Source organism: Clostridium sp. LXY-7 (genome assembly GCF_056172015.1).
Genome location: NZ_JBLLJL010000002.1, coordinates 539,819 through 558,222 on the forward strand (window position 1 = coordinate 539,819; position 18,404 = coordinate 558,222).

19 protein-coding genes and 1 pseudogene are annotated in these 18,404 nt (G+C 28.2%); 17 read left to right on the top strand and 3 right to left on the bottom strand.

The window, feature by feature from the left end; all coding sequences use genetic code 11:
• Positions 1 to 307: 307 nt before the first annotated feature.
• Entirely contained in the window at positions 308 to 718 is a 411-nt protein-coding gene (locus ACI48Q_RS09645; RefSeq protein WP_474918871.1) for a hypothetical protein, read from the bottom strand.
• Positions 719 to 1,694: 976 nt separating this feature from the next.
• Here ACI48Q_RS09645 and ACI48Q_RS09650 point away from each other — a divergent pair.
• The 10 genes from ACI48Q_RS09650 to ACI48Q_RS09695 all read left to right on the top strand — a co-directional run bounded on the left by ACI48Q_RS09650 (position 1,695) and on the right by ACI48Q_RS09695 (position 11,653).
• Positions 1,695 to 2,180: a GNAT family N-acetyltransferase gene (locus ACI48Q_RS09650; RefSeq protein WP_474918872.1), complete on the top strand. Its 486-nt coding sequence runs from the start codon at positions 1,695 to 1,697 to the stop codon at positions 2,178 to 2,180.
• A 231-nt stretch (positions 2,181 to 2,411) separates the two neighbouring features.
• Entirely contained in the window at positions 2,412 to 2,834 is a 423-nt protein-coding gene (locus ACI48Q_RS09655) for a GNAT family N-acetyltransferase (RefSeq protein ID WP_474918873.1), read from the top strand.
• Between the two features lie 103 nt (positions 2,835 to 2,937).
• Positions 2,938 to 3,411, top strand: a complete 474-nt coding sequence (locus ACI48Q_RS09660; protein WP_474918874.1) for an NUDIX hydrolase — start codon at positions 2,938 to 2,940, stop codon at positions 3,409 to 3,411.
• Between the two features lie 407 nt (positions 3,412 to 3,818).
• Positions 3,819 to 4,310, top strand: coding sequence for an HIT family protein (locus ACI48Q_RS09665; RefSeq protein WP_474918875.1), 492 nt, complete (start codon positions 3,819 to 3,821; stop codon positions 4,308 to 4,310).
• 459 nt (positions 4,311 to 4,769) lie between these two features.
• Positions 4,770 to 7,097, top strand: coding sequence for an ABC transporter permease (locus ACI48Q_RS09670; RefSeq protein WP_474918876.1), 2,328 nt, complete (start codon positions 4,770 to 4,772; stop codon positions 7,095 to 7,097).
• 11 nt (positions 7,098 to 7,108) lie between these two features.
• A complete protein-coding gene (locus ACI48Q_RS09675) occupies positions 7,109 to 7,864 on the top strand; it encodes an ABC transporter ATP-binding protein (protein WP_474918877.1) in 756 nt (251 codons plus the stop codon).
• Between the two features lie 24 nt (positions 7,865 to 7,888).
• On the top strand, positions 7,889 to 8,584 hold the full coding sequence (locus ACI48Q_RS09680) for a response regulator transcription factor (RefSeq protein WP_474918878.1): 696 nt from the start codon (positions 7,889 to 7,891) through the stop codon (positions 8,582 to 8,584).
• Entirely contained in the window at positions 8,566 to 9,957 is a 1,392-nt protein-coding gene (locus ACI48Q_RS09685; protein ID WP_474918879.1) for a HAMP domain-containing sensor histidine kinase, read from the top strand. The genes ACI48Q_RS09680 and ACI48Q_RS09685 overlap by 19 nt, the downstream gene beginning before the upstream one ends.
• A gap of 197 nt (positions 9,958 to 10,154) precedes the next feature.
• On the top strand, positions 10,155 to 11,036 hold the full coding sequence (locus ACI48Q_RS09690) for an aminoglycoside 6-adenylyltransferase (RefSeq protein WP_474918880.1): 882 nt from the start codon (positions 10,155 to 10,157) through the stop codon (positions 11,034 to 11,036).
• A 107-nt stretch (positions 11,037 to 11,143) separates the two neighbouring features.
• Positions 11,144 to 11,653, top strand: a complete 510-nt coding sequence (locus tag ACI48Q_RS09695) for a GNAT family N-acetyltransferase (protein WP_474918881.1) — start codon at positions 11,144 to 11,146, stop codon at positions 11,651 to 11,653.
• A 101-nt stretch (positions 11,654 to 11,754) separates the two neighbouring features.
• Here the strand turns inward: ACI48Q_RS09695 and ACI48Q_RS09700 are convergent, their stop codons facing one another.
• Both ACI48Q_RS09700 and ACI48Q_RS09705 read right to left on the bottom strand, forming a co-directional pair.
• The gene (locus tag ACI48Q_RS09700; RefSeq protein ID WP_474918882.1) at positions 11,755 to 12,333 is read right to left on the bottom strand and encodes an LOG family protein; all 579 of its coding nucleotides are present in this window, start codon (positions 12,331 to 12,333) and stop codon (positions 11,755 to 11,757) included.
• 57 nt (positions 12,334 to 12,390) lie between these two features.
• Positions 12,391 to 12,846: a DMT family transporter gene (locus tag ACI48Q_RS09705; protein ID WP_474918883.1), complete on the bottom strand. Its 456-nt coding sequence runs from the start codon at positions 12,844 to 12,846 to the stop codon at positions 12,391 to 12,393.
• A 113-nt stretch (positions 12,847 to 12,959) separates the two neighbouring features.
• Between ACI48Q_RS09705 and ACI48Q_RS09710 the strand changes: the two genes are divergently transcribed.
• The 7 genes and pseudogenes from ACI48Q_RS09710 to ACI48Q_RS09740 all read left to right on the top strand — a co-directional run bounded on the left by ACI48Q_RS09710 (position 12,960) and on the right by ACI48Q_RS09740 (position 18,400).
• Positions 12,960 to 13,847 (top strand): LysR family transcriptional regulator, encoded by an 888-nt coding sequence (locus ACI48Q_RS09710; protein ID WP_474918884.1) that lies wholly within the window; start codon positions 12,960 to 12,962, stop codon positions 13,845 to 13,847.
• A 38-nt stretch (positions 13,848 to 13,885) separates the two neighbouring features.
• Positions 13,886 to 13,993, top strand: a pseudogene (locus ACI48Q_RS09715) (lactate utilization protein); the annotation flags it as partial.
• A 142-nt stretch (positions 13,994 to 14,135) separates the two neighbouring features.
• Positions 14,136 to 14,684 carry an N-acetyltransferase family protein gene (locus ACI48Q_RS09720; protein ID WP_474918885.1) on the top strand — a complete coding sequence of 183 codons (549 nt, stop codon included), beginning with the start codon at positions 14,136 to 14,138 and terminating at the stop codon, positions 14,682 to 14,684.
• Between the two features lie 601 nt (positions 14,685 to 15,285).
• A complete protein-coding gene (locus ACI48Q_RS09725) occupies positions 15,286 to 16,311 on the top strand; it encodes a phosphotransferase (RefSeq protein ID WP_474918886.1) in 1,026 nt (341 codons plus the stop codon).
• Positions 16,312 to 16,531: 220 nt separating this feature from the next.
• The gene (locus tag ACI48Q_RS09730) at positions 16,532 to 17,131 is read left to right on the top strand and encodes a zinc dependent phospholipase C family protein (protein WP_474918887.1); all 600 of its coding nucleotides are present in this window, start codon (positions 16,532 to 16,534) and stop codon (positions 17,129 to 17,131) included.
• Positions 17,132 to 17,228: 97 nt separating this feature from the next.
• Positions 17,229 to 17,687, top strand: a complete 459-nt coding sequence (locus ACI48Q_RS09735; protein ID WP_474918888.1) for a GNAT family N-acetyltransferase — start codon at positions 17,229 to 17,231, stop codon at positions 17,685 to 17,687.
• 320 nt (positions 17,688 to 18,007) lie between these two features.
• Positions 18,008 to 18,400, top strand: a complete 393-nt coding sequence (locus tag ACI48Q_RS09740) for an ArsR/SmtB family transcription factor (RefSeq protein WP_474918889.1) — start codon at positions 18,008 to 18,010, stop codon at positions 18,398 to 18,400.
• Positions 18,401 to 18,404 lie beyond the last annotated feature (4 nt).

Below are 18,404 nucleotides of genomic sequence, written 5' to 3' on the forward strand. Positions count from 1 at the left end.
TTCTGCAAATGGTATTCGCAGTAATAATATGAAGTTCAATTTCAACAGTTTATTAAACAGACTTGTAATATGAATTATCTTTATTGCAACTTATATATATAATAATTTACTTTAAATTATTTGCTAAACGTATAAGGGTTATGGCAACCATTAGTTTAAAATAGATCAATATAATAAAATAGGCTTTTTATTTAGATATTCACCATAAACGATAATTTTTGGTACTTCTATAAAAAATAAAAACAAGGGCATTATCGATCTTGTTGATGGAAAATATATGAATTTTATGTAATAAAAAATAGAATTTTTAAGGATTTCTCGATTCTATGCTAGTAACATTTACTGATTTTCCATCGGTAATTATAGTAACATTATAAATACCTAAAGGAGGTCTACCACTTTGAGTAGTAAATGTATTAGCATATAGTTCAATTTTAAACTCTCCATTTGGTAATGGAGTTATTGATGTAATAATCGAAGTATCTAAATTAACTTGATTAGCAGTTATGCCTTTTAGCTTAAAAGCATCGTATATATAAGGTGCAAGAAAGGCAATGATAATATCATCCTTAACAGTTTTACCAGGTGGTTGAGATAAACTGTTATATTTGTACGTAATAGGGAGATTGGAAATATTCATAGCATATATTGGAATAGAATATGTAAAGCACAAAATTAATATAAGTATTAAAGATAATATACTTAATTTTTTAACCATAATATCACCTCAATATTATGATTTGTAATATTAATAAAGAATATGTAATGAATTATATATTATTACTCACAGCTCTGTATAAGTTCAACTAGAGATTCCTTTGCTCTGCAGGAATCTAAGTTTAGTTGAACTTACACAGAGTGATCTTCACAATAATATGTAGTTCTAATATCAATATTTTTACAAGTATAACAATGGTGAAAATTACAATTTTGTGGTATAACTATATAAAGAAAAGTAATTTTTATTTTAAATCATTAAGAGTAGTATTTTGCTACTCTTATTTTTATTTGTCGTCAAAAATTCATTTCATAAATATTCAACTTGGTTTTTCTTTAAAAAAGATATAAAAGCGTATAATATCTTAGTTTATAGGTATATGTTCAAAAGAAATCTTTCCTAATTATATAGAATGATTATATTAAGACAAGATACCTATATACTAATTGAATTAGAGAAAAATATTAAATGAAATTCATTTCTATTAGTTTTATCACTAGAAGTTGTAAATCAATATGCTGGAGATTATATACTCTTTTCTTCGGTATGGGATGGTTAATGCAGTAAATTGGTCAAGAAAGCAAGGATTAGATATACGTTGTAGAAGTGGTGGTCATAACTATGAAGCAATAAATTAGATTTTTCAAAAAATCCAATTTGGAACAGTATTCCAGCAGTGAAAGAAAATAAGATATTGTCCTAGTAATGAGTTTGTTATCTTTTAACAATGTTCTTTTAAAACTGAATGATACGGTATAATCAATAAAAGTTGTCTTATAGAAGTTAAAAATTAATATGGAACAGACGAAGGTGTAGGATATTTGCTTGACATATGGGTGAGCAACAGTGAATCACTTAAAAGGGTAGAAAAGCTTATAAAAAATTAAAATTTAACAATAATATACATACCCGTTAAATATTATGAAAGTCATGCTATAATAAGTATTATACAAAAATACAATTAAGGAGGAGTAAAATGGAAAACTTTAATATAAAATTTAGAGACATGAGTGATGATGAATTTGATAAATTCGCTGAGTGGGATATTCTAGATTATTCAAAAGATTTAATAAAATCCGGTCTATCCAGCGAAGAAAATGCACTTGAGGATGCAAAAAAAAGTTTTAATGAATTGCTTCCACAGGGAAAGTGCACAAAGGATAATTATATTTATGTGGTTGTAAATAGCGACAATGAGGGTGTAGGCTTTATCTGGTATCAAAAGTATATGGAAGATATAGCATTTATTTGCGATTTCTTAATACTTGAAAAGTTCCGTAAACAAGGTTATGGAAAACAGACCTTACTTTTAATTGAAAAAGAAGCAAAAGAAAAGGGTCTTAATAAAATATTACTCAACGTTTTTAAATATAATAAACCTGCTTTTTCGTTATATAAAAGTTTAGAATACAAAATAAGAGATGAAAAAAATGAGAATATATCTATGTTGAAAAACATTTAAAATTTCAAATATCCTGCAATATTTTATTATTACATACTTGAGAAATTGAGTATTATAGGTTGACAATTCCACCTATTATTTTTTATAGTCTGTATTTGTGGTACGGCAACTATTGGTGATGCGTTCCGACAAGGCGTATATTCTAGCAGGTAAAAATCCTGTCAAGGTAAGGCCTTATATTGAATCTTGGAGATGTCATGGTAATATAACATTAAATGAGGAGCGATAAAAATGATTTCTTATAAATTTGGATTAGACTATATTGATTGGTCTGAAATTTTCGATTTGTATGAAAAGATAGGTATGTTAGGACGTTTTATAGAAAATAGAGAATTTAATAAAATTCAATCTGCATTTCAAAATAGTTATAAGGTTGTTACCGCGTGGGATGGAGAAAAATTGATAGGTTCTTGCAGAATGTTATCTGATGGTATATGTTATGGTGTAGTGTTTGATGTAGGAGTGTTACCTGAATATCAGAAAAAAGGTGTTGGAAAAGGATTGATGAATTTACTATTAAAAGGAGAAGAACATATACCAATTCACCTAACTTCAACGTTTGGGAATGAAGATTTTTATAAAAAATTGGGGTTTAAAAAACATAAAACTGCTTATGCAAAATATCCATTTGAATCAAAATACATTGAGGATTAGATGTTAGGTAATGTTCTTAAAGGTCTCACCAATTGTAAAATTGCGATAAATGGACATTCCTAAAATATAACGAATTGAAATTGATGAAATTGGGGGGACGAGTATGTTTGTAAGAAACTCATCTAGGGCTGTACTGATTAATAGCAAAAATGAAATCTTGTTATTTAAATTTAAATTTCCAGAAATACAAGGTGAGAAGGTTTTATGGGTGACTCCAGGTGGCGGAGTTGAAGAAGGTGAAACATTTGAACAAGCATTAAAAAGAGAGTTATTTGAGGAAACGGGGTTGGTATTCAATTCGATAGGTTCTTGGATATGGACAAATGAATCTGTCTTTAAAGGCAAAAGAGGAGATTTTGTTAGTTACGAAAAGTATTATCTTATTAAAGCTGATAAGATAGATATTTCCCTTGAAAATATGACACTTAATGAGGTAAGAACCTTAAATGGCTTTAAATGGTGGAGTATAGATGAAATATTATCATCAAGTGAAGAATTTTTTACGCCCCAAATTGGAAATCTCCTTTTAGAAGTTATTACGAGGGGTATACCTGATAATCCAATAAATATCAATTAAGTAATATACTACTTTTGCTCATCTATTTAATACATAATTTTCTTATAAGATGTAATAACTATAAAATTAAATAATTTCTTTAAATGCCGCATTATTTAGAAATGAATATGCGGTATTTTTGTTTCGTCCTACAAAGTACGCAACATGATTATATGATGGATTAATAGAAGGATTCTTTGAAAATTGAATATTACGGTATTATAAGTATAAATTACCTAATCAGTTTAATATATGGATGAATATTCAATATTATATGGTATAATTTTCTTAAATTAATTCTACATTGTATCATATATTATGTTCGTATACCTAAATCATAGGTTTACAGAATATAACGTTTGATTTGTAATAGCAATATTTATTTATTAATACTGTGAAGAGGAGGAGTTAAATTATATGTTAAGCAATTGTCCGAAAACGAAAAAAAAGCACTGAATCAAAGATTTGAAAAGATAAAAGAATTACAAGAAAAAGGCATATGCTTCTCATGTTATAACTTTAGTACAGGAGATATATTCCCTGATGATGGGTTAATTTTTTACGATGATGAAAAGGTGAGGTGTCAATTTGAAAAATACCCAAGAGCAACTGGACATACAATTATTGCATCAAAGGAACATTATGAAGACATTTCTGAAATTCCTCTTGAATTAGGGACACATATATTAAAGATATCAGACGCAATAATTAAACTCCATAAAGAAATTATAGGTGCAGAAAAAGTATATATGTGTACAATATGTGACGGTAAGAGAAATCATTTACATTTTCAACTTTTACCTCGATTAAAGGGAGAGACGATAGGCTATAGAAATTTTGTCAGAGAAGAAGGAATTATTATGGATTATCATGAAACAGTAGAGCTTTATAAGCATAAACTAAAAGAAATTATACAATAGGTCAGGAAGCCCAAGAATGCTCTTTAATTTAAAGGGTGAATTGACTAAATAGTTTTAAAGGCAATAGATAGCACCATTAGGTGTTTTTATTGCCTTTTTTATTCAAGCCTTCATGTAGTAAATTGGAATCTTGTATTCTACTGATTCTTTGTTTAGGCCATAGTTTTCAAAGATATATTTAAAAACAGAAAAGTTTACATCTAGTCCTTTTGACAGGCTTGATATATCTAAAAATTTGAAAATAGGGCTTTGTTTTAAGTATTTCTAAAATCAAGAACTACTTAAACAAAGCCTTTTAAAAAAGGTATGAAGGTTTATAAAAGCTTACTTTTATAGGAGTAATACTTAAGGAGCTATGTGAGAATAAAGCAATAAGATTAAAATGTAAGAATTCATTAAGAATTTGAAATAAATATATTAAAAATTAATTTGTATTATAAAACTATGGAGGGGATAAGGATGTGGAAAAAGAAAATTAAGCAAAAAAAGATACAATTTATTTTAATAGCAATTATTTTAATGGTATCTTCATCTATATTTGCAGTTTGTGCAAGTTTTTCCAGTACAGTTGCAAGATATACTAAGGAGTATTATGAAGGAGAAAATATAAAAGATATTTTAGTTCAAACTTATAATGATGACATTATCCCAAAAGTTGAAAATTTCATTGAGGAAAAGGAGACTAATGAAAAAGATATAAGAAAAACAAAGGGACTAATGGTAGATAGACAAGTATTTTTAGGAGATGAAAACCTTGATTTAGGCATGGCAAATTTAATAATTTATGAGGGGATGAAAGCTCATCCATGGGATGTAGTCATAACAAAAGGTGAAAAAGTAACTACTCCAAGTAAAGGTACTATTTGGGTTTCAAATCTTTTAGCTGATTCCAAAAATTTAAAAATAGGAGATAAGTTAAAGATAAAAGATGGTAATGAATATAAATATTTAACTATATCAGCATTAGTAAATGATTCATTAGTTCCAAGTTCTGTTATGGGGTATAACAATTTATATATAAATAGTAATGTCTATGGGAATTTTAATGAACTTATTAAATCTCAATATATTGGTTATAATTCATCTAAAGAAGGGAACGATGCAACATCTGACTTAGTTTCTTATGTAGGTGATTCTGTTGATGGAGTTATATACGACAAGTGGATTACTATATTTGCAGCAAATGCTGGAAGCCAAATTACAAGTGGAGTAGGATTAAGTACGGCTATATTAATATTTATTGTATCTATTGTAATAATAAGATTTGTACTATGGAACAACATTTTAAAGGAGTATAAATCTATAGGTGTATATAAATCATTAGGATTTACTTCAAAACAAATACGTAATATATATTTAAAAAGCTTTGGGATAGTAGGAATATTTGCAATAACCTTTGGAAGTTTCTTTAGTATTTGGTTTGTTAATTATTTAATAAAGATATCTATTAAATATATTGGAATATATGAAGATGGTATAAATAACTTCGGCTTTATAGCTTTAACAATAATATTAATGAGTTTTGTTTTAATATCTAATATTTATCTTTTACTTAGAAGAATAAATAAAATAAAGCCAGTTGAGGCCTTTAGAATAGGCGTAACTTCATCTAAAGAGAAATTTAAGAAGTCAATTATTAAAGATGCTTCATCACCAATGTCCATGGCTATAAATGATATTTTTAAATATAAAAAACAAAACTTAATTATAGTAATTGTATTATCCATTGTAATATATCTTTCAGTATTTTTAGTTAGTGTAAATTACTCAATGGTTAATATGAAAGATAATGCATGGAATATGTTTGGACTACTTCAAGGGGATGTCACCTTAGATTTTCCAAGTGGAGAGGAGTCATATGATAAAGCTTTAGAAGAAATTAAGAGTGATCCTAGAGTATTAGGAGTAAGGGAATGTTCATTTGATGTAGGAAAGGTCGCCTATATAGATGTATCAAGATACAATATAAAAAATGCACAAGTTGTCACTTATTTATATGATAACTATGACAATAATCATGGATTTAATGTATCAATTACAGAGGGAAGAAATCCTAAAAATAAAAATGAAATTGCATTGTCAGAACAAATTCTAAAAGAGGCAAATTTAAATATTGGTGATTATATAGATGTGAAAATATTAGGAGAAGAAAAATCATTACTTATCACTGGTAGCTATATAGGTATGATGTCAAATAACTACAATATGAGAATGACTTTAGATGTAGTGCCTAAGGAAATTAGAGATAGCCTTAATAACTTAAACATCAATATTACTTTAAAAGATAAAAATGATTATGAGGTATTTAGAAATGAGTATAAAGATAAATATGAAGTATGCTCTATAGATACATGTCCAAGCTTGATTGTTACAACAAGTACGTCAATCATTGAGATAGTTATACCAGTTACTACAATTATTCTTTTAGGGATATTACTATTTAGTATCTTAAATATAGTAAATCTTATAATTATGAACAATACTGATAATAGAAGAAATAATGCAATTATAAAATCTCTAGGATTTTCAAATATTTATATTTTAAAGAGAACTTTATATAGAATTATACTGCTTACAGGTATTTCATCTTTAGTTGGATTTATTTTAAATGCTACTATATCTAAAAGTATATATAAGTTTGCAATGATGGGAATAGATGGTTTAATGATTCCAAATGGTAAAGTTATAATCACAATAGTATTTATTGAAATATTAACTATTGGTGCAACAATAATATCAATGTTTAGTATAAGAAAAATATCTACAGTGGAGCTTATGGAAGAGTAGGGGGAGAAGAGATGGAAAGTATTATTAAAGCAAGAGGATTATGTAAATCATTTATTTTAGGAAAAACATCAAACAATGTATTAAAAAATATTAACTTAGATATATATGAAAGTGATTTTACTGTAATAATGGGTAGTTCAGGTTCTGGAAAATCTACATTGCTATATTCTATTAGTACTATGGATAGCCCAAGTGCAGGTAGCATTGAGCTTCTAGGAAAAGATATAATTAATATAGATGAAAAAGAAGCCTCAGGTATTAGAAACAAAGATATCTCATTTGTTTTTCAGAGTATAAACTTACTTTATGATTTGACTGTAAAAGAAAATATTACTTATTGTGGTTATCTAAACAATAAAGATAAGAAGAGTGTAAACAAAAAAACAGATGAACTATTAAATAGATTAGAGCTGAAAGATATAGAAAATAAATATCCTTCAGAAATATCGGGAGGACAACAGCAGAGAGTTGCAATTGCTAGATCATTAATAAACAATCCTAAAATAATTTTTGGTGATGAACCGACAGGAGCACTTAATTCTTCAACTGGAGCCAAGGTACTAGATATACTTACTCAGTTAAATGAAGAGGGTCAATCCATAGTAATGGTAACCCATGATTTAAAGGCAGCCTCAAGAGCAAGTAGATTAATTTATTTAAAGGATGGAAGAATTGATGGTGATTTATCTCTTGGAAGATACAATGAAAAAGATTCAGATAATAGAGAAAAAAAGATATTTGAATTTATAAAAAGTAGGGGCTGGTAAAATAATGATATAATGGAAGTGGGGGTGAGTAAAATAGGTGACAAAATCTTAGTAATTGAAGATGATAATGATTTAGGAAACTTAATAAAAGACTATTTAGAAATAGATGGGTTTCAGGTGTTAATAGCTAATGATGGCTTAAAAGGAGTAGAGTTAGCTAATGATCCTATGATAAAGCTCATTATTTTAGATATTATGCTCCCACTTTTAGATGGGATTGAAGCTTGTAAAAGAATAAGGACAATATCAAAAATGCCAATACTTATGTTATCGGCTAAAAATGGAGAGATGGATAAGATACTAACCTTAGGCGTGGGGGCAGATGACTATATTACAAAGCCCTTTTCTCCAATGGAATTAGTAGCAAGGGTGAAAGCCCATATAAGGAGGTACACTTCATTTTCTAGTGATATGCTACCAGATGTAAAACAATTTGGAAATTTAATAGTAGACTCTAAGGGGTATAAGGCTATATTAAACGGTCAGGAAGTATCACTAACTTCTAAAGAATTTCAAATATTAGATTTTTTTACTTCTAATCCTTCACAAGTATTTTCAAAGTCCCAGATATATGAAAATGTATGGGGGTACAGTGAGTATATGGACGAAAACACTATAGCTGTATACGTTAAAAGGTTAAGAGAGAAACTTGGAGAATATGGGGAAAAATCAATAAAGACAATATGGGGAGTAGGATATAAGTGGGAAATAATAGAGTAAAAGATAATTACCTTAGTAAAAAAATTAGTATATTTACAGGGCTAATATATCTACTTGTTATATTTTCAGTGATATATTCTATTCTAATTTTAAAGGAAGATATTAAAAAAGAAGATAAGTCTAATCTATTAAGAATAGAAACCTCAAGTCAAAGAGAATTGATTAAAGAAATGTTTAAAGAAAATAACTATTACATGGAAAATGATTTTTATAATTATACAGTTATAAACTTAAAAGGGGAGGTTATCTTTTCTTCTATAAGTGATTTTAACAAAGAAGAGAAGATAAATCTTGAAAATGAAATAGGTTATGATAATGCCTTTGCTAATAGAAATAATGGACTAATTAGATACAGTGTTCCTTTAGTTAATGATGGTGTTCAAGAAGGGATTATAATTATAGATTTACCTCAGAATGCGTTAGAAGGTGCAAATGAGAATGAAAAATTTATACCCCTATGGATACTTTTATTTGTGATAGCTATATTAGTTTTTATGATTAATAGATTTGTAAAAATTGATATAATAAGACCAATTAAGGAGCTTCATAGTAGTGCGAAAACTATATTAAATGGAAGTTATCAGTGTAAAATAAACTATGATTACCATGGGGAAGTGGGAGGATTTTGTCATGACTTTGAAGCTATGAGAGATGAAATAATATACTCAAAAGAAAAGGAAGAAAAGCTTAAAAGAAATGAAAAAGAACTATTAACCTGTATTTCTCACGATTTAAAAACTCCTCTTTCATCCATCTCAGGATATGTAGAAGGTATAAGAGATGGAATTGTAAATGATGAAGAAGGTATAAAAAGATATTCAAACATTATATTGAAGAAATCTAAGGAACTTTCAAAATTAATAGATGATATATTAGAACAATCAAAAACAGAGTTAAATGAAATGCCCATTGAAAGAAAAGAAATATACTCTGATGATTATCTAATAGAAATCTTAGGAGACTTATCTATTGATGTAGCTACTCATAATATGAGGTTAATTGTTAAGGGAGAATTGCCAAGGGCTCTAGTTTTTATAGATACAATAAGAATAAATCAAGTTATAAATAATATTATTGTAAATTCAATAAAATACTCTAAATCAGGAGAGAAAATTGAAATTTGGATAGATGATGATATGGATAAAATCACTTTAAATATTAAGGATTTTGGTAGTGGAATTAGCATAGATGACATACCCTTTGTCTTTAATAAATTCTATAGAGGGGAAAAATATAGGAATACTAATATATCAGGTTCAGGACTTGGTCTTTCTATATCTAAGTATATAGTAGAGAGTCATGGAGGTAAGATAAAGTGTTCATCTTCTATAGAAGCTGGAACTACTATTAGTTTTACCATACCTAAAATGTAGACAATGAAGCTATATCTATATAGATTTTTGACTTTGTTTTAATATGGTGTTGATAATGAACTACTTAAAACAAACTCTACTAAAATCATGAAATTCATATGAATATATAGTATAATTTGTTATAATCTTCTGAAAGTTATCTTACATTGTAAGATCACTTTCAGAAGATTCATTTATAAAAGATGGGGGATAAATTTATGAGAAAAGAACAAGAAATGATGGACTTAATTCTTAGTGTAGCAAAAAATGATGAACGTATCCGTGCAGTTTATATGAACGGCTCGAGAACAAATACTAATGTGCCAAAGGATATTTTTCAAGACTATGATATTGTATATGTGGTAACGGAGACAAAGTCTTTTATTGAAGATAAAAATTGGATATCCATTTTCGGTGAACTACTTATTTTACAAGAGCCTGACAAGAATGACATGGCTTTCGATATTCAAATGAACTTTGACCGCTCGTATACATTCTTAATGTTATTTAAGGACGGAAATCGCATTGACCTTTGCTTGCAGACCAAAGGAGAAACTCTCACCAGATATTTAAGTGACAAATTAACTGTTCCACTGCTTGATAAGGACAACTGCCTCCCAATAATTCCATCTGCCACAGATGAGGACTATTGGATTAAAAAGCCCACAGAACTTCTTTATTTAAGCTGTTGTAATGAATTTTGGTGGTGTTTACAAAATGTAGCTAAAGGTATTGCAAGAGATGAATTACCCTATGTTATGTGGATGTTCAATTCTCCTGTAAGGGAAGCACTTCATACTATGATAGAATGGCATATTGGAGTAGAAACAGACTTTTCCCTTTCTGCTGGAAAGAGCGGAAAATACTTTAAAAAGTATCTGTCCCCAGAATTTTGGGATATGTATGCAAAGACTTATTCAACCAGTGATTATAATACTTTATGGTCCACAATTTTCACTACTTGCCAGTTGTTTCGAACTTTAGCTTTATCTGTGGGAAAACACTTTGAATTTGAATATAATAATGAGGAAGATAGAAATATGATGGAATATCTGAAACGTGTAATGCAAATGCCTGAAAACACCACAGATATATTATAGGGTCATACTCTCAAAAGGATGTTTTTTATTGATACGAATTTTTAATATATTGAGAAATTGAAAAGCATTTATATAATATAAGCAGTGAGAAAATAGGGAGGATTAGTATGATAGAAACAAAGCGTCTTTATATACTTGACGCCACTGAAGAAGATATTGAAACTATTATTGAATTGGAAAGCCATGAGGATAATAGAAACTTTCTCTGGATTGGTACGTATGAGGAGCACAAGGCAGAAATTCAAGATAAAAATCAATTGCTTTTTGTATTTAGACAAAAAGTGGATAATTTAATTATTGGATATGCTCTAATTAGATTAGATTTAAAATCAGAAATTTTTGAATTAAGAAGAATTGCTATTTCTCACAAAGGGATAGGATACGGAAAAGAAGCTATGATTGCATTATTAAAATATGCATTTGAGGATAGAAATATTAATCGCTTTTGGTTGGATGTGTATCCCGATAATTTCATAGGAATCAAGCTTTATGGAGGACTTGGAATGCATAGAGATGGAATTCTAAGACAAAACTATAAAGCTAAACGTGGTTATTTGGATCAAATTATATATTCAATGCTTAAAGATGAGTATTACAAAAGTAGTTTTTTATTTTAGAATTATAATAGGTGAAACGGACAGTTGACTTCAAGTTACACATAATAGTCAACTGTCTATATTTTTCTTATAAATATCTTTTGCAGAAAATAAAGGTATTTTTATGATAATTCACGCCATTTATTTTCCATTAAAGGTGGCTCATAGTTTTTCATTTGTTTGATTAATTCTAAAGGAGTGTCTGAAACTGAAATAAGCTTAATATTTGATTCATTCATGAAACCTTCAGTACAAGTGTTTTTAATCATATGTAAAAGAGGGTCAAAGAAGTTTGATATATTTAATATGCCAATAGGCTTTTTATGAATACCAAGCTGAGCCCAACTAAGTACTTCAAATAGTTCCTCAAAAGTGCCCAGTCCACCAGGAAGTGCTATAAACCCATCAGAAAGCTCAGCCATAGCTTGTTTCCTTTCATGCATGTTTTCGACTTCAATAAGTTTAGTCAAATTTTTATGAACCATTTCACCTGAGAAAAGCCCTTTAGGCATAACCCCAATAACCTTTCCGTTATTTCTTAAAACTTCATTTGATATCTCACCCATAAGACCTATTCTTGAACCACCATATACTAATTCAATTTTGTTTTCAGCTAATATTTTACCTAGTAGTTTAGCACTTTCTTTATATTCTGAACGGAAACCTAGATTAGAGCCAGAATAAATACAGATTCTTTTCATAAACATTACCTCCTATAATGATGTTTTATTGATTAAGATTTAAATATAAATCTCTAATTAATGAGTTTGAATAATATAAACGCCTAAGACTAAGAAAATAATCCCTAGTGTTCTTAGTGGAGTTAATAAATGAATTTGGTTGCCTAATAATCCAAAATGATCAAATATAACAGCAAGGAGTATTTGACCACATACTACAAGACTAAACATATTTGCAAATCCAATCTTAGGAGATGTAAATATGGTTGTAAATATATAAAATGCTCCTAATAATCCCCCTAGGAACATCCACCAACTTGTATTTCTAATATGAGTAGCAGTTGGTAATGTACTAGAACCATTTAATACAGTAAAGAAGAATACTAATGCAAGTCCTAAAGTCCCTACACCGAAGCTAACAAGGGATGAAATAATAGGGTTTCCTATTTTAGAACGAAGTACTCCATTTATACCAACCTGTAAGGTTAAGGCAAATCCAGATACTAATGATAATAAGTAATAAATAAATACCACACTATAACCTCCAATGCTTTTAATTGTTGAATAACTTTTATAAAGCAATTATAATTAATATACTGGTATAAGTAAAATTGATATCTAGTATAGGAGGTATACTAAATTTTTATATGTATATTAATCTTGAACTTTACAGAATTTTCTATATTACTGCCAAATTAGGCAGTATATCTAAAGCGGCAAAAGAGCTTTTTACATCACAGCCAGCAGTTAGTCAGTCTATAAAATTATTAGAGGGAAAATTAGGGGGAGAATTGTTTTATAGAACTCCCAAAGGAGTTTCACTTACCTTAGAAGGTGAGGTATTATTCAAATATATAGAGCAAGGCTATGGTCTTATGATGACAGCAGAAAGAAAATTTTTAGAATTAAAAAATCTTAATTTAGGTCAGATAAGAATAGCTGTATGTAGTGCAGTATGCAAATACTATCTAATTAAATATATAGAAATTTATAATTTAAACTATCCAAATATAAAAATTTATGTTAAAGATAAGTCAAGCTATGAAATAGCGAAAGCATTAGATTCAGGTGAGATAGATATAGGAATTTTAAATACGCATATAGAGACTAACAATTCTTTTAATGTTATTAAAACATTTAAAATACAAGATTGCTTTGTGGTAGGAGAAAAGTACAAGGAAATTTGTAAAAAACAGATACCATTGAAGAATTTAGTGCATAGATATCCTATTATTCTACTAGAGAAAGGTGGTAATACAAGGAATTATATAGATAATTATTTTAGTTCACATGGACTAGAAATAGTGCCACAAATGGAGTTAAGTAATGTAGAACTAATGATAGAATTTGCTAAAAGAGGGTTGGGAGTTTCCTGTGTTATAAAAGATTATATTCAAAAGGAATTGGATGAGGAACAATTATATGAAATATCTATTAAAGAAAAAATCCCAGAGAGAATTATGGGTATAGCAACTAAAAAAGATATTCTTATGTCTACAGCAGTGCAGAGATTCATTGATATTATTGAAGATTAGATTATTTATTTGAACTTTACCTTTAGTAGGCTGTAAGTATGGACGAAAATATTGCATGGTATATTGAAAAACAAGTTGAGGGAACTATAAAAAATATAAATATCCGTAATATGGAAGGGTATTACATTAAAAATAGGGAACAGCTATGGTACTTACATCATAAGTATTCAACAATTCATTAAACATACTTGTAATATGAATTATCTTTATTGCAACTTATTAATAGTTACATCTACGTAATTAGGTACGAACTTATTTTAATATTAATAATACTGTTGGAGGTAATGTATGATTATTGAAAGCAAAAGAATAGAAGGTAAAAGTCTAACATGGATACTTCGTTGTCCAACAAAATATGATGCAATTGAATTATCTAAATTAAGAGTTAAAATCGATGGAGAAACAGAAAATCTTGATAGGGAATCTGGTGAAGATTTATTAAGTCCAGAAGATTTTGAAAAACTTATTTATGAAGATTCAATAGCGGAAAAAACTATATTTTTAGTTGCAGAAGTAGAAGGTAAAATTGTTGGATTTACTCGCTTAGAAGGAAGTAAACTAAGTAGATTTAGACACAGAGCGGAGTTTGGAATATGTATATCAAAGGAATACTGGGCTCATGGAATTGGTAAAGTACTACTAGAAAATATTTTGATATGGGCAGATACTGTGGGAATTGAAAAAATTTCATTAACTGTGGTAGAAATAAATACAAAAGCAATTCAATTATATAAAAGATATGGATTTGTAGAAGAAGGATTATTAATAAAGGATCGTATTCATAAAGATGGAAACTATTATAATACAGTTATAATGGGAAGATTATTAGATAAATAGAATTAACAATTAAGAACATAATATTCTTAAACGACGAATCATTACGGACTTCTATCCAGCATTCACAGAATGATTTGATAGTAAGCTTGTTTGGTATACAAAGTAAACTATAAAAGCAATAATTTAAGAGGTGTTATATTTTGTTGTTGTTTCTACAGGAACTACAGAAAAAAAATTTTTTGGAATAATAACTTATCCTAATGCTTTATATAGATATAATTTTAAAGAAAAAAAGTAAATGAATTTTTTAAAATATCAGATACTTTTATTCCATCAATATCTGGTACCTATCAATAAATGAAATAGAAAGATTAAAAGAGGACTTTAGTAAAGGTCCTCTGTTTTTATTTGACGTGAAAAATTCGTCAAAAATAATTATATATTTTTTTTAAAATAATTATAATTATATTGGTGTTACTGCTATCCACTATATTGTTCCTAAAATTAAATAATATGATATTTAAAATATAATTTACAAAATTATGAAATATATAAATGAATATTTAGCGAAATATGGTATAATTTTCTTTAGATTAAAGCTATATCATAAAATAAGGATTATTTATACAATTCATATGAAACCTAAAGAGGAGTACAAAAAATGAGTGATATTCAATACAATCTACAATTTAAAAAATTGTGTAACATTTTACAGCTTGGTGAGATGATTGGTATGCCTGAAGCCATATCGGGTGGGCTTTTACACAGAATGTATGCTATTGAAACTTCGCAAGGTAAATATGCAATTAAAGCATTAAACCCTCAAATAATGCTTAGACCTGCGGCAATGCAGAACTTCATTAATTCAGAGCAAATTGCTAATATTGCATCAAATAATATACCTGCTCTTCCAGCTAAAAAATTTAATGGCACTTTCATGCAAGAAATAGACAATCAATTCTATCTTGTGTTCCATTGGGTAGATGGTAAAAGTCTTAAACCTAATGAAATTACTACAGTTCATTGCGAAAAAATAGGTTCTATTCTTGCTGATATCCATATAACAGATTTTTCAGAACTAGGCATAGTTAATCATTGGTCAGATAATCCAAAGCTAACAGATTGGAATTACTATTTGCAAAAGGGACAAGAAAATAATGCAGTGTGGGTTAACCTGCTGATCGGAATCATTGATAAGCTTTACCATTGGAATGCCCTGGCAAATAAATCAGCAACACTGCTTGCTTCAGATATGGTTATTAGCCATAGGGATTTAGATCCTAAAAATGTTATGTGGAACGGAGACAACCCCATTATTATTGATTGGGAGGCAGCTGGCTATATAAATTCTATGCAAGAATTAACTGAAACAGCTATTTACTGGTGTGAAAATGAAATAGGAAACATTAACAAAGAAAAATTTTTGGCTTTTATAGATGGATATAAAAATAGATATGGAACACTACAAGCAAATTGGAGAATGGTCTTAGTAAATGGTTTTTGGGGCAAACTAGGCTGGCTAGAATATAGTTTAAAACGGTCTTTATGGATTGAATGTACAGACCAAGAAGAACAGCACATAGGGACTGCTCAAGTAATAGAAACAATAAACGCCATTAGTCGTTATGCAGATATGATTTCTGAATTAGAAAAATGGCTAGAAAATGAGATTTGTATTATCAAGTAGTATTAAAACATATTATGATTAGACCTCAAAAAATATTTCTATACTAGAATTATGAAATTTCTCTTCCATGACTTGCATAAGAGTTTCAAACATAAATTAGATTAAGAAATTCTAATTTAAATAGTTTCTCCACTTCTTATGCAAATCATTACAGAGAAATTTCATAATTCAAATGTATTTTAGTTTTTTATGGTATAAACATATTATAGGAGTGATAACTATGCCTTCATCAATGATACATTATTGCATATCAAAGAAGATTCTTGAAGCAGTTAATCTAGATAGAAATTCATTTGTTATAGGAAGTTTAGCACCAGATGCTCATTCTAAAGAAAGGGGAGGGAGACTTAAATCCCATTTTCAAAAGAAAAGTACTGATTTAAGTGATATATCTGTATTTAAGGAAAAGTATATGAGTGGAAAATATAATGACTTTATATTAGGATATTATTGCCATCTTGTTGCAGATACCATAAGTTTTAATAACTTTTGTTTTCAATATCTGACAGGGGTATCAGAAGAAGAGAAAACTGAAAGAATAAAGAGGTGTTATAAGGACTATTATGTTTTAAATATGAAATTATTTAAATTTTTCAAATTAACTAAAGAAAATATGATTATTCCTAAGCAATTATGTATAGATGAAATTAAGCCAGAAAATTTAGTAGACTTAATTAATAACTTTCAGAAGAATTTTAAACACAATAAAAATGAGGGAACTTTAACAATTTTAGATATGGAGTATGTAATTAACGAAATAGATGAAATAGCTAAGAAATGTATAGTAGATATTAAAGAGTTATCTTTAAAGAAATATTGAAATTATATTTAAGAAAATAAGGCATAGCTATCTGAAATTGTTCGTAATAGTAAAAAATTGCGACTTAATGACAAAATAAATTTTAGGGGGGAATATTATGTATCAATATTATAAGGGTTTGATTATTAGAGAAGGAGCAGATGGGCTTAAATCGGATATGATTAAGAGAATGTACACCGAGGTTGGTTGGGTGGCTTCAAATCAACCACAATGGCAAGATGAAAAGTACGAAATCTGCTTTAAAAATTCATCATGGGTTTTCACTGTATGGGATAATGAAGACATAATAGCAATGGTAAGAGTTGTATCAGATAGAGTTATGACTGCAACTATTCAAGACCTTGCTGTTAAAGAGGCATATAGAGGAAAAGGCATTGGTAAAAAATTAGTAGACTTATGCTTACAAAAGTTACCTCATGGAAATTGGTGGGTACATACAACTCCTGAAAATTATGATTTCTATAAAAAATGTGGATTTGAGGTTTCTCAAATATCTGAAAGTTCAACACTAACATATATGGGATTCATAAAGGCACGATTAGAAGGACATAGATAATACTTCATATTCTTAAATAATGAAACCAATATACAATTAAATAATTTATTCATAATGCCGTATTATTCAAAAAGAATAAGCGGTATTTTTATTTCGCAATTCAAAAAAGTACGCAACATGATTATATTATGAAATAATTTATAAATAAAAGAGTGTTCTTTGAAAGCTGATGGTGTGGTGCTAGAAAATAAGAACATTTCATATGAATTATAAAATTATAGATTGATAATTTTAATCAATAAGCATATTATATGAGTATAAGTGAATATAAGCATAAAGGAGTGTAAGCATTAATCCATAAAACTATGAGGAGGTATGAAATGGATATAGTACAAATGCTAAAAGCATTAGGCGATGAAAATAGAATTAGAATATTAAATCTATTAAAAGATGAAGAATTATGTGTATGTGAAATTGAATATATATTAGGAATTACACAATCCAATGCCTCAAGACATCTCACTAAGCTGAGTATATTTAATATTGTGATATATGAGAAAAAAGCTCAATGGGTGTATTATAAATTAAATAAAGAAACTTTGGAAAAGTTTACATTTATAAAAGAACTTCTAGAGAATGAATTAAATAAAATAGACATATGCAAGCAAGATATAGAAAATTTAATTGAATATAAAAAGTGTGGAATGACTTGTGAAAATTTAAGAGATTATAAAAATTATATTGAAAATAGTTGTAAATATAAAAATAATTAGCGGA

Bases quoted from the DNA above. Each gene is read 5' to 3' on its own strand.
- ACI48Q_RS09645 (WP_474918871.1), bottom strand. From the start codon at position 718: ATGGTTAAAAAATTAAGTATATTATCTTTAATACTTATATTAATTTTG.
- ACI48Q_RS09650 (WP_474918872.1), top strand. From the start codon at position 1,695: ATGGAAAACTTTAATATAAAATTTAGAGACATGAGTGATGATGAATTT.
- ACI48Q_RS09655 (WP_474918873.1), top strand. From the start codon at position 2,412: ATGATTTCTTATAAATTTGGATTAGACTATATTGATTGGTCTGAAATT.
- ACI48Q_RS09660 (WP_474918874.1), top strand. From the start codon at position 2,938: ATGTTTGTAAGAAACTCATCTAGGGCTGTACTGATTAATAGCAAAAAT.
- ACI48Q_RS09670 (WP_474918876.1), top strand. From the start codon at position 4,770: ATGTGGAAAAAGAAAATTAAGCAAAAAAAGATACAATTTATTTTAATA.
- ACI48Q_RS09675 (WP_474918877.1), top strand. From the start codon at position 7,109: ATGGAAAGTATTATTAAAGCAAGAGGATTATGTAAATCATTTATTTTA.
- ACI48Q_RS09690 (WP_474918880.1), top strand. From the start codon at position 10,155: ATGAGAAAAGAACAAGAAATGATGGACTTAATTCTTAGTGTAGCAAAA.
- ACI48Q_RS09695 (WP_474918881.1), top strand. From the start codon at position 11,144: ATGATAGAAACAAAGCGTCTTTATATACTTGACGCCACTGAAGAAGAT.
- ACI48Q_RS09700 (WP_474918882.1), bottom strand. From the start codon at position 12,333: ATGAAAAGAATCTGTATTTATTCTGGCTCTAATCTAGGTTTCCGTTCA.
- ACI48Q_RS09710 (WP_474918884.1), top strand. From the start codon at position 12,960: ATGTATATTAATCTTGAACTTTACAGAATTTTCTATATTACTGCCAAA.
- ACI48Q_RS09720 (WP_474918885.1), top strand. From the start codon at position 14,136: ATGATTATTGAAAGCAAAAGAATAGAAGGTAAAAGTCTAACATGGATA.
- ACI48Q_RS09725 (WP_474918886.1), top strand. From the start codon at position 15,286: ATGAGTGATATTCAATACAATCTACAATTTAAAAAATTGTGTAACATT.
- ACI48Q_RS09730 (WP_474918887.1), top strand. From the start codon at position 16,532: ATGCCTTCATCAATGATACATTATTGCATATCAAAGAAGATTCTTGAA.
- ACI48Q_RS09735 (WP_474918888.1), top strand. From the start codon at position 17,229: ATGTATCAATATTATAAGGGTTTGATTATTAGAGAAGGAGCAGATGGG.
- ACI48Q_RS09740 (WP_474918889.1), top strand. From the start codon at position 18,008: ATGGATATAGTACAAATGCTAAAAGCATTAGGCGATGAAAATAGAATT.